Source organism: Streptomyces sp. NPDC056480 (assembly GCF_042795405.1).
GTDB lineage: Bacteria > Actinomycetota > Actinomycetes > Streptomycetales > Streptomycetaceae > Streptomyces.
In genome coordinates, this window is the sequence record NZ_JBHTSA010000016.1 from 87990 (window position 1) to 100597 (window position 12608).

Sequence of the window (12608 nt, forward strand, 5' to 3'; positions counted from 1 at the left end):
CTTCGAGAATGGTGTCGAGAAGATGTCTCACCAGCACTCCGTCCAGGCTCCCGCCGTCGACATCGACGCGTACAACAGCACCGCCGTGCGGCTCCCCGAGGGCGCCCTGCACGAGTTGTTCGCCGCCCAGGCCGCACGGACGCCGGACGCCGTGGCGCTGGTGTGCGGGGAACGCGAACTCACCTACCGCGAGCTGGACTCGGCCGCCACGGCCCTGGCGCACGGTCTGCGTGACCGGGGCGTCCGGCCCGGCGACGGCGTCGGTCTCTTCCAGGACCGCTCCCTCGCCTACGTCGTCGCGATGCTCGCCGTCCTCAAGGCGGGCGGCGCCTACGTGCCGCTCGATCCGCGTCAGCCGGAGGAGCGGCGGGCGTTCATCCTCGCCGACACCGGGGCCGTACTCCTCCTCACCGACCGCGACGAGCGGGACGTGGCCTTCGCCGGCGACCTGCCGGTGCTGCGCCTGACGGAGGACGTGACGGTTCCGGAGCGGGACGACGCGGCCGCCCTCGATGTGACCGTGCACCCGGACCAGTCGGCGTACGTGATGTACACGTCGGGTTCGAGTGGTGTGCCGAAGGGGGTGGCGAACACCCATCGGAACGTTGTGGAGTTGGCGCTCGATCCGTGGTGGGCGTCGGGTTCGGGGGAGCGGCACCGTCGGGTGCTCGCGTACTCGCCGCTGGCGTTCGACTCCTCCACGTACGAGCTGTGGGTGCCGCTCCTGAGCGGTGGGACTGCGGTGGTGCTGAGCGCGCCGAAGGTGGACATCGGCGAGCTGGCCCGGGTGATCACCCGACAGGGCATCACCGCGGTGTACTTCACGACGGCCCTCTTCGACGCGATGGCCTCGGAGGCGGTCGAGTCGCTCGCCGGGCTCTCCGAGATCTGGACGGGTGGCGACGTCCTCTCCGCGCCGGCCCTCCAGCGGGTCCTGGACACCTGCCCGGACACGTCGGTGGTGCACGCCTACGGTCCGACGGAGTCGACGGTGTTCTGCAGTTACCAGGCCTTCGAGCCGGGTGGTGAGCGGGTGGTGGAGCGGCTGCACCTCGGGGTGCCGATGGCCAACACCCGGATGTACGTACTGGACGAGGAGCTGCGGCATGTCCTCCCCGGGACCGTGGGAGAGCTGTACGTCGCCGGCAGTCATCTGGCCCGGGGGTACGTGGGCAGGTCCGCGCTGTCGGCCGAGCGGTTCGTGGCGGACCCGTTCGGTCCCGCCGGTGAGCGGATGTACCGGACGGGTGACCTGGCGCGGTGGAACGAGTTCGGTGAGGTGGTCTTCGAGGGGCGTGCGGACCAGCAGGTGAAGCTACGTGGTTTCCGCATCGAGCTCGGTGAGATCGAGACCGCGCTGCTCGCCCATGACGCGGTGGCGCAGGCGGCGGTGATCGTGCGGGAGGACCGGCCCGGCGACAAGCGTCTCGTCGCCTACGTCGTCCCCGCCTTCGACACCCGCATCGACACCGAGGCCCTCCACGGCCACAGCGCCGACCGCCTCGCCGAGTACATGGTCCCCTCCGCGTTCGTCGCACTCGACGTCCTCCCCCTGACCGCCAACGGCAAGCTCGACCGCCGCGCCCTTCCGCAGCCCGTGCTCAACGGCGAGAGCGACGGACGGGCCCCGCGCAACCCCGTCGAGGAGGTGCTGTGCGGCCTGTTCGCCGACGCACTCGGTGAGCCCGCCGTCTCCATCGACGACGACTTCTTCCGCCTCGGCGGACACTCGCTCCTCGCCACCCGCCTCGTCGGCCGCGTCCGCACCGCCCTCGCCACCGAACTCTCCCTCCGCGACTTCTTCCTGTACCCGACCGTCGCCGGACTCGCCCGGCTGATCACCGCCGGCGCAGGGCAGGCCCCGCGCCCCGCGCTCACCGCCGCCGGCCGGTCCGACGACGACCTCCCGCTCTCCGCCGCCCAGCGCCGCCTCTGGTTCCTCGACCAGATGGAGGGCCCCTCCGCCACGTACAACATCCCCCTCGCCGTACACCTCACCGGCGCCGTCGACCCGGAGGTGCTGCGGCAGGCGCTCGGTGACGTGATCGCCCGCCAGGAGGTCCTCAGGACCAGCTATCCGGTGCACGAGGGCGAACCGCGCCAGCACATCGCCGACCCCGAGCAGGTCACCGTGCCGCTCACCGTCGCCACCGTCTCCGAGGACGAGCTGCCCGGCCGGCTCGCGGAGGAGACCGCGCACCTCTTCGACCTCGCCGCCGAACTCCCCCTGCACGCGGTGCTCCTCGAACTGGCACCGACCCGGAGCGTGCTCGTCCTGGTCGTGCACCACATCGCCTCCGACGGCTGGTCCCACACGCCCCTCATGCGGGACCTCGGCGCCGCCTACACCGCCCGCGCCCTGGGAACGGCGCCCGACTGGGAGCCGCTGCCCGCCCAGTACGCCGACTACTCCCTCTGGCAGCGGGACCTGCTCGCCGACCACGAGGAGAGCCAGCTCGCCCACTGGCGGGAGGCGCTCGCCCAGCTGCCCACCGAGGTCACCCTGCCCACCAGCCGGCCCCGTCCGGTCGTGGCCTCCTACCGCGGCGCCACCCACACCGTGCACTGCCCGGCGGAGACCCACCAGGCGCTCAGCACCCTGGCCAGGGAGCACGGCGTGACCCTGTTCATGGTGGCGCAGGCGGCCACCGTGGCCCTGCTGTCCCGTTCCGGGGCGGGCACCGACATTCCCCTCGGCTCACTCGTCGCCGGGCGGACCGACGAGGCCCTGGAGGACCTGGTCGGGTTCTTCGTCAACACCCTCGTCCTGCGCACCGACGCCTCCGGCGACCCGACCTTCCGTGAACTCCTCGACCGGGTCCGGGAGACCGACCTCGGCGCCTGGGCCCACCAGGACCTGCCCTTCGACCGGCTCGTGGAGACCCTCAACCCCGAGCGCTCCGCCGCCCGCCACCCCCTCTTCCAGGTCATGCTCACCCTCGCCGAGGCCGCCGAGGCCACGCCCCGGCTGCCGGGCGTCCGCGCCGAGACCCGGCAACTGAGCGCTGGCATCGCCAAGTTCGACCTCACCGTCAACTTCTACGAGCACCGTGACCGGGTCGGCCACCCCAACGGCCTCGACATCGTCCTCGAGTACGCCACCGACCTGTACGACCCCGACACCGTCGAGGCGGCCGGCGAGCGGCTGACCCGGGTCCTGGATGCCGTCATCGCCGACCCGGACGTCAAGGTCGCCGACATCGAGCTGCTCTCCGACGCCCAGCGTCACGCGCTGCTCGCCGACTACAACGACACCGCCGTGCCGCTCCCCGGGGGCGCGCTGCACGAGCTGTTCGCCGCGCAGGCCGCGCGGACGCCGGACGCCGTGGCGCTGGTGTGCGGGGCACACAAGACGACGTACCGCGAACTCGACCGCGCGTCGGACGCCTTCGCCGCCCGCCTCGCCGCGCACGGGGTCCGGCCGGGTGGCGCCGTGGGCCTCTTCCTCGACCGCTCCGCGGAGTTCGTGGTCGCGGCCCTCGCCGTCCTCAAGGCGGGTGGCGCCTACGTGCCGCTGGACCCGCGTCAGCCGGAGGAGCGGCTCGCGTTCATCCTCGCCGACACGGGCGCGCCGCTCCTCGTCACCGATCGCGTGGCCCAGGACGTCGGGTTCGCCCGGGGCGTGGACACGCTGCCGGCTCCCGACGTACGGGCCCTGCTCGCCGAGCCCGATGTCGCCGCACCCGAACTGTCCGTGCATCCGGACCAGTCGGCGTACGTGATGTACACGTCGGGTTCGAGCGGTGTGCCGAAGGGGGTGGCGAACACCCATCGGAACGTTGTGGAGTTGGCGCTCGATCCGTGGTGGGCGTCGGGTTCGGGGGAGCGGCACCGTCGGGTGCTCGCGTACTCGCCGCTGGCGTTCGACTCCTCCACGTACGAGCTGTGGGTGCCGCTCCTGAGCGGTGGGACTGCTGTGGTGCTGAGCGCGCCGAAGGTGGACATCGGCGAGCTGGCCCGGGCGATCGTGGAGCAGCGGATCTCGGCGGTGTACTTCACGACGGCCCTCTTCGACGCGATGGCCTCGGAGGCGGTGGAGTCCCTGTCCGGTCTGCGGGAGATCTGGACCGGAGGCGACGTCCTCTCCGCCCCCGCCCTGCGCAGGGTGCTCGACACCTGCCCGGACACGTCGGTGGTGCACGCCTACGGTCCGACGGAGTCGACGGTGTTCTGCAGCTACCAGGCCTTCGAGCCGGGTGGTGAGCGGGTGGTGGAGCGGCTGCACCTCGGGGTGCCGATGGCCAACACCCGGATGTACGTGCTGGACGAGGGGCTGCGGCCGGTCGTGCCCGGGGTGGTCGGAGAGCTGTACGTCGCCGGGAGTCATCTGGCCCGGGGTTATGTGGGCCGGTCCGCGCTGTCGGCCGAGCGGTTCGTGGCGGATCCCTTCGGTCCCGCCGGTGAGCGGATGTACCGGACGGGTGACCTGGCGCGGTGGAACGAGTTCGGTGAGGTGGTCTTCGAGGGGCGTGCGGACCAGCAGGTGAAGCTGCGTGGTTTCCGCATCGAGCTCGGTGAGATCGAGACCGCGCTCCTCGCCCATGACGCGGTGGCGCAGGCCGCGGTGATCGTCAGGGAGGACCGGCCCGGCGACAAGCGCCTCGTCGCCTACGTCGTCCCCACCCCGGCCACCCGCATCGACACCGACGGCCTGCGCCGCCACTGCGCGCAGCGCCTCGCCGAGTACATGGTCCCCTCCGCCCTCGTCGAGCTCGACGTCCTCCCCCTGACCGCCAACGGCAAGCTCGACCGCCGTGCCCTGCCCGCGCCCAGGCTCGGCACCGGGCCCGGCGGCAGGCAGGGCCGTACCCCCGTCGAGGAGGTGCTGTGCGGGCTCTTCGCCGACGCGCTCGGACTGCCCGCCGTCTCCATCGACGACGACTTCTTCCGCCTCGGCGGACACTCCCTGCTCGGTACGCGGCTGGTCAGCCGCATCCGGCACACGCTGGGTGCGCAGGTGTCCGTACGCGACCTCTTCCGCTGCCCCTCCGTCGCCGGATTCGCCGAGTTCCTCGCCGACCCCGGTGCCGACGGGCAGGGGAGGCGGCCGGCCCTCGTGGCGGGCGAGCGACCCGAACGGGTGCCGCTGTCCGCCGCCCAGCGCAGGCTCTGGTTCCTGGCCCAGATGGAGGGCGCGTCGGCCACGTACAACATCCCCCTCGCCGTACGCCTCACCGGCGTCCTCGACGCCGACGCGCTGCGGCTCGCCCTGTCCGACGTCGTCGGGCGGCACGAGGCGCTGCGCACGGTCTTCCCCGCCGATCAGGGCACCCCCCACCAGGTGGTCGTGCCGGCCGCCGGGGCACAGCTCGACCTGCCGGTCATCCCGGCGACGCGCGACGCACTGCCCGCGGTGCTGCGCGACCTGTCCGCCACGACCTTCGACCTGGCCCGCGAACTGCCCGTCCGCGCCGACCTGGTGAGGATCGCGGACGACGAGCACGTGCTGCTCCTCGTGACCCACCACATCGCCTCCGACGGCTGGTCCAACACGCCCCTCATGCGGGACCTCGGCGCCGCCTACACCGCCCGCGTCCAGGGCGCGGCGCCCGGGTGGGAGCCGCTGCCCGTCCAGTACGCCGACTACGCCCTCTGGCAGCAGGCCCTGCTCGCCGCCGACGAGGAGCGGCAGCTCGACCACTGGCGCAAGGCGCTCGACCGGCTCCCGGAGGAGGTGACACTGCCCGCCGACCGGGCCCGGCCGGCCACCGCCTCGTACCGGGGCGCCTCCCTCACGGTCCAGTGCCCCGCGGACCTGCACACCGCGCTCACCCGGCTGGCCCGCGAGAACGGCACGACGCTCTTCATGGTGGCGCAGGCGGCCACCGCGGTCCTCCTGTCGCGTTCCGGCGCCGGCGCGGACATCCCGCTCGGCTCGCCGGTCGCCGGACGGGCCGACGAGGCCCTCGAAGACCTGGTCGGCTTCTTCGTGAACACGCTGGTGCTGCGCACCGACGTCAGCGGCAACCCGACCTTCCGGGAGCTCCTGGAGCGGGTCCGGGCCACCGACCTGGCCGCCTGGGCACACCAGGACGTGCCCTTCGACCGGCTCGTGGAGACCCTCAACCCCGAGCGCTCCGCCGCCCGCCACCCGCTCTTCCAGGTCATGCTCTCGGTCACCGACGCGGCCGGTCCCGTGCCCGAACTCCTCGGTCTGCGCGCCGAGTCGGAGTTCACGGCGCTGGACATCGCCAAGTTCGACCTGACGTTCACCTTCCACGAGCACCGGGCGGCCGACGGCGGCCCGGCCGGCCTGGGCATCACCGTCGAGTACGCCACCGACCTCTACGAGGCGGCCAGTGTCTCGGCCGTCACCGCACGGCTGGTCCGGCTCCTCGAAGCGGCGGCCGGCGCCCCCGACGTCCCGATCGGAGACCTCGATGTCCTGGCGGCCGACGAACGCGTCCAGCTCCTCGACACCTGGCACGGCACCGCGCGGTCCCGTCCCGCCGCCTCGCTGCCGCAGCTGTTCGCCGCGCAGGTCGCCCGTACACCGGACGCCGTCGCCGTCACGCTCGGCGGAGAGCGGCTGACGTACGCGGAACTCGACCGGCGCGCCAACCGGCTGGCCCACCGGCTGATCGCCGAGGGCGTACGGCCCGGATCGCGCGTGATCCTCTTCCTGGAACGCTCCCTCGAAGCCGTCGTGGCGATCCTCGCCGTGGTGAAGGCGGGCGGGGTGTACGTACCGCTGGACACCCGCTACCCGGCGGACCGCATCGAGCTGATCGTGCGGATGTCCGGCGGGACCCTGTTCCTCACCGACCGCGACCTCGTGGACCTCGAACTCCCTTCGGACGCACGCATCATGACGCTCGCTCAGGCGGACCCGGCGGACCTGCCCGACACCGCCCCCGAGGTCGACGTCCACCCCGAGCAGCTCGCCTACGCGATGTTCACCTCCGGCTCGACCGGTGTGCCGAAGGGCGTCGCCGTCACCCACCGCAACATCACCGAGCTGGCCGCCGACACCCGGTTCACGGGCGATGCCCACCGCCGTGTGCTGCTGCACTCGCCGCTCGCCTTCGACGCCACGACGTACGAGCTGTGGGCGCCCCTGCTGTCCGGCGGCACCCTCGTGGTGGCACCGCCCGGCCTGCTCGACACGGCGGCGCTGGCCTCGGTCCTCGCGACGGAGTCGATCACCGGTCTGTGGCTGACCGTGGGTCTGTTCCGGCTGGTGGCGGAGGAGGACCCGGGTGCGTTCGCGGGGCTCGGGGAGGTGTGGACGGGCGGCGACGTGGTGCCGCCGGAGGCGGTGCGCCGGGTGATGGAGGCCTGCCCGAACCTGACCGTGGTCAACGCGTACGGCCCGACGGAGACGACGACGTTCGCGACCTCCCACGAGATCCACCGGCCCTTCGACTACGACGGCGCGCTGCCCATCGGCCGCCCCATCGACAACACCCGCCTCTACGTGCTCGACGAGCACCTCGGCCTGCTGCCCGCCGGCGTCCAGGGCGAGCTGTACATCGCGGGCACGGGACTCGCCCAGGGCTACCTCGACCGGCCGGCGCTCACCGCCGAGCGGTTCGTGGCCGACCCGTACGGACCGCCGGGCTCACGGATGTACCGGACCGGCGACCTGGTGCGCTGGTCGCGGGAGGGCGAGATCGAGTACCAGGGACGTGCGGACCAGCAGGTCAAGCTGCGCGGTTTCCGCATCGAGCCGGGCGAGATCGAGTCGGCCCTCGTCACCCACGACTCCGTGGCCCAGGCCGCCGTGATCGTCCGCGAGGACCGCCCCGGCGACAAGCGGCTCGTCGCCTACCTCGTCGGCCACGGCGGCACCGCCCCGGACCCTGACGCGCTCCGCGCCCACGCCGACGGCCTCCTGCCCGACTACATGGTCCCGTCCGCCTTCGTCGTCCTGGACGCCCTGCCGCTGACCTCCAACGGCAAGCTGGACCGCCGCGCCCTGCCGGAACCCGCCGCCACACCCGTCAGCAGCGGACGGCAGCCGCGCAACCCGCGCGAGGAGGTCCTGTGCGGGCTCTTCGCCGACGTCCTCGGCGTCCCCGCCGTCACCATCGACGACGACTTCTTCCGCCTCGGCGGGCACTCGCTGCTCGCCACCCGGCTGATCAGCCGGATCCGCACCGCCCTCGGGGCCGAACTCCCGGTCCCCACCCTCTTCGAGAACCCGAACGTGGCCGCCCTGGCCGAGCGACTCGACCGCGCCGAGACCGCGCGACCCAAGCTGCGGCCGATGCGCCGGATGGGAGCCTCCCAGTGATTCCCCTGTCATACGCCCAGCAGCGCCTGTGGTTCCTCGCCCAGCTCGAGGGCCCGTCGGCGACCTACAACATCCCGCTGGCCCTCCGCCTCACCGGCGCCCTCGACACCGAGGCGCTGACCCTGGCCCTCGGCGACGTGATCGCCCGGCACGAGAGCCTGCGCACCGTCTACCCGGAGCGCGACGGCACGCCGTACCAGGAGATACGCGAGGCCGGGGACGTACGGCTCGACCTGCCCGTCCTCACGGCGACGGAGGAGACCCTCGCGGACGTCCTCGCCACCGAGTCGGCCCATGTCTTCGACCTGGCCGTCGACCTGCCGGTGGAGGCACGGCTGATCCGCCTCGCGAAGGATGCCGGGCGGGATGCCGGGCTGGATGCCGGGCTGGACGCCGGGCTGGACGCCGGGCAGGGCGACGCGGTCGACGGGCGCGTCCTGCCCGGCGGCGCGGTCATCGGCGACCGAGCCCTGCCCGGCGACGCGGTCATCGACGAGCACGTCCTCCTCGTCGTCATGCACCACATCGCCTCCGACGGCTGGTCCATCGCCCCGCTGCTCCGCGACCTCGCCCTCGCCTACCGGGCCCGCGTCGCCGGCCGCGCCCCCGAGCAGGACCCCCTGGAGATCCAGTACGCCGACTACACCCTCTGGCAGCACGAACTGCTCGGCGAGGCCGACGCCGAGGACAGCGTCATGGCGCAGCAGATCGCCTACTGGCGCGAGCGGCTGGCCGGACTCCCCGCCGAGGCCACCCTCCCGGCGGACCGGCCGCGCCCGGCCGTCGCCTCCTACCGCGGCGACACCCGCACCCTCCACTGCCCGCCCACGACCCACGCGGCGCTCGTCGAGCTGGCCCGGGGGAGCGGCGCCACCCTCTTCATGGCGGCACAGGCGGCACTCGCGACCGTCCTCGCCGCGTCCGGCGCCGGGACCGACGTCCCCGTCGGCTCCCCGGTCGCGGGCCGCACCGACGAGGCGCTCGACGACCTCGTGGGCTTCTTCGTCAACACCCTGGTGCTGCGCACCGACGTGAGCGGCGACCCGACCTTCCGGGAGCTCCTGGAGCGGGTCCGGACAACCGACCTGGCGGCCTGGGCGCACCAGGACCTGCCCTTCGACCGGCTCGTCGAGGCGCTCAACCCCGAGCGCACCGGCGACCGGCACCCGCTCTTCCAGGTGATGCTGACGCTGGTGCAGGCGGGAGCGACCGCATCGGGCGACTCGCCCGCGGGCGCCGACTTCCCCGGCCTCAGGACGCGCGCCGAGTACTCGCCCACCAGCACCGCCAAGTTCGACCTCACCGTCGGATTCGACGAGCACCTCACCGACGACGGCCGCCCCGGCGGGCTCGACATCACCGCCGAGTACGCCACCGACCTGTACGACCCCGAGACCGTCGAGGCGCTGCTCGCCCGGCTCGGCCGACTGCTCGCCGAGGCCGTCGCCCACCCCGACACGCCCCTCTCCGGGCTCGACCTGCTCGACGCGGCCGAGCGCACCCTGCTCCTGGACACCTGGACGGGCCGCGCCACCCCCGTGCCGGACGCCTCCCTCGCCGCCCTCTTCGCCGAGCAGGCCGTACGCACCCCGGACGCGGTGGCGCTCACCCAGGCCGGCCGCGGCTACACCTACGCCGAGGTCGACGCCCTCGCCAACCGGTTCGCGCACCGCCTCGGCTCGCTCGGCGTGGGACCCGAGACCGTCGTCGCCGTGCTCATGGAACGCTCGGTCGACCTGGTCCTGTCCCTGCTCGCCATCACCAAGGCCGGCGGTGTGTACGCCCCGCTCAACGCCGTCGACCCGGCCTCCCGGCTCTCCCGCATCCTCGCCGACACCGCCGCACCGGTCCTGCTCGTCGACCCGGCCCTCGCCGATCACGAGATCCTCACCGAGGCGACCGGCGTACGGATCGTCCTCGTCGACGGGCTCGACCGGGACCCGGAGCTCGACGCCCACCCGGAGACCGCCCCCGACGTCGCCACGCACCCCGACCAGTGGCTGTACGTGATGTTCACCTCGGGCTCGACGGGCGTGCCCAAGGGCGTCGCCATCACCCACCGCAACGTCGCCGAACTCGCCCTGGACCACCGCTGGACCAGGCCCGCCCACGGGCGCGTGCTCTTCCACTCCCCGCACACCTTCGACGCCACGACCTACGAACTGTGGGCGCCCTTGCTGACCGGCGGCACCGTGGCGGTCGCCCCGCCCGGCGTCCTCGACACGGCCGCCATGGCGGCCGTGCTCGCCGAGGAGTCGATCACCGGTCTGTGGCTGACCGTGGGTCTGTTCCGGCTGGTGGCGGAGGAGGACCCGGGTGCGTTCGCGGGGCTCGGGGAGGTGTGGACGGGCGGCGACGTGGTGCCGCCGGAGGCGGTGCGCCGGGTGATGGAGGCCTGCCCGGACCTGACCGTGGTCAACGGCTACGGCCCGACGGAGACCACGACGTTCGCTACCTCCCACCCGCTCCGCCGGCCCTTCGACTACGACGGCGCGCTGCCCATCGGCCGCCCCCTCGACAACACCCGCCTGTACGTCCTCGACGACCACCTCGGTCTGGTCGCGCCCGGGGTCCCCGGCGAGCTGTACATCGCGGGCGCCGGGCTCGCCCGCGGCTATCTGGGCCGCCCGGCCCAGACCGCCGAGCGGTTCGTCGCCGACCCGAACGGCGCCGCGGGCTCGCGGATGTACCGGACCGGGGACCTGGTGCGCTGGTCGAGGGAGGGTGAGATCGAGTACCTGGGGCGTGCGGACCAACAGGTGAAGCTGCGCGGTTTCCGCATCGAGCCGGGCGAGATCGAGTCGGCCCTCGTCGCCCACGACTCCGTGGCCCAGGCCGCCGTGATCGTCCGCGAGGACCGGCCGGGGGACAAGCGACTCGTCGCCTACGTCGTCGGCACCGGAGGCACCGGAGGCACCGGAGGCACCGGAGGCACCGGAGGCACCGGAAGCACTGGAGGGGCCGGAGGGGCCGGAGGGGCCGGATGGGCCCGCGGCAACGTCGGGTCCGGAGGCAGCAGCGGTGACGGCGGTGACGCCGGAACCCCGAGCGGCGAGGTCGACACCGCCGCCCTGCGCCGGCACGCCGTCGACGCCCTGCCCGAATACATGGTGCCGTCCGCCTTCGTCGTCCTGGACGCCCTGCCGCTGACCGGCAACGGCAAGCTCGACCGCCGCGCCCTGCCCCAGCCCGTGCTGACCGGCGAGAGCGACGGACGGGCACCGCGCAACCCCGTCGAGGAGGTGCTGTGCGGCCTCTTCGCCGACGTGCTCGGCCGGGCGTCCGTCACCGTCGACGACCACTTCCTGCGCCTCGGCGGGCACTCCCTGCTCGCCACCCGGCTGGTCAGCCGGATCCGCGCCGCCCTCGGCGCGCGGATCACCGTGCGCGACATCTTCCAGCACCCGACCGTGGCCCAGCTCGCCGAGCTGGTCGCGGCCGGAAGCGGCGAGCCGGCCCGTCCCGCCCTGACGGTCCAGGACCGGCCCGCACGGGTGCCGCTGTCGTCGGCCCAGCAACGCCTCTGGTTCCTCGACCAAATGGAAGGCCCGTCGGCCACCTACAACATCCCGCTGGCCGTACGGCTCACCGGCGCCCTCGACACCGAGGCCCTGAGCCTCGCCCTCACCGACGTCGCCGTGCGCCACGAGTCCCTGCGGACCGTCTTCCGGACCGCCGACGGCGAGGCCCACCAGCACATCCTGGCCGCCGACGGGATCGCCGTACCCCTGAGGACGGCGCAGGCGACGGAAGAGAACCTCCCGGGACTGCTCGCCGACGAGAGCGCCGAGGTCTTCGACCTCACCACCGAACTGCCCATCAGGGCCGCCCTGTTCGCGCTGGCGACCGAGGAGCACGTCCTCATGGTCGTCACCCACCACATCGCCTCCGACGGCTGGTCGAACGCCCCCTTCTTCGCCGACCTCGGCCGCGCCTACCAGGCGCGCGGCGCGGGCGCCGCCCCCGACTGGGCTCCGCTCCCCGTCCAGTACGCCGACTACACGCTGTGGCAGCGCGATCTGCTCGGCGCCGAGCAGCTTCCCCAACTCGACCACTGGCGACAGGCGTTGGCCGACCTCCCCGAGGAGGCCACCCTGCCGGCGGACCGGCCCCGGCCCGCCGTCGCCTCCTACCAGGGCGCCACCCTCACCGTGTCCTGCCCGGCCCCGGTCCACCGGGCGCTGACCGGGCTCGCACGGGAGACCGGCACCACCGCCTTCATGGTGGCCCAGGCCGCCGTGGCCACCGTGCTCTCGCGGTGCGGTGCCGGCACAGATGTCCCGATCGGTTCGCCGGTCGCGGGGCGGACGGATCAGGCTCTCGACGATCTCGTGGGCTTCTTCGTCAATACGTTGGTTCTGCGTACGGATGT

General features: G+C 73.3%; 2 protein-coding genes. Both read left to right on the top strand.

What is annotated here, in order from left to right:
- The first annotated feature begins 22 nt into the window (after positions 1-22).
- The gene (locus tag ACFQ79_RS10430; protein WP_383581111.1) at positions 23-8236 is read left to right on the top strand and encodes an amino acid adenylation domain-containing protein; all 8214 of its coding nucleotides are present in this window, start codon (positions 23-25) and stop codon (positions 8234-8236) included.
- On the top strand, positions 8233-12608 hold a 4376-nt coding region (locus ACFQ79_RS10435; protein WP_383581114.1), incomplete at its 3' end, for an amino acid adenylation domain-containing protein. The genes ACFQ79_RS10430 and ACFQ79_RS10435, both read left to right, overlap by 4 nt.

Bases quoted from the DNA above. Each gene is read 5' to 3' on its own strand.
- ACFQ79_RS10430 (WP_383581111.1), top strand. From the start codon at position 23: ATGTCTCACCAGCACTCCGTCCAGGCTCCCGCCGTCGACATCGACGCG.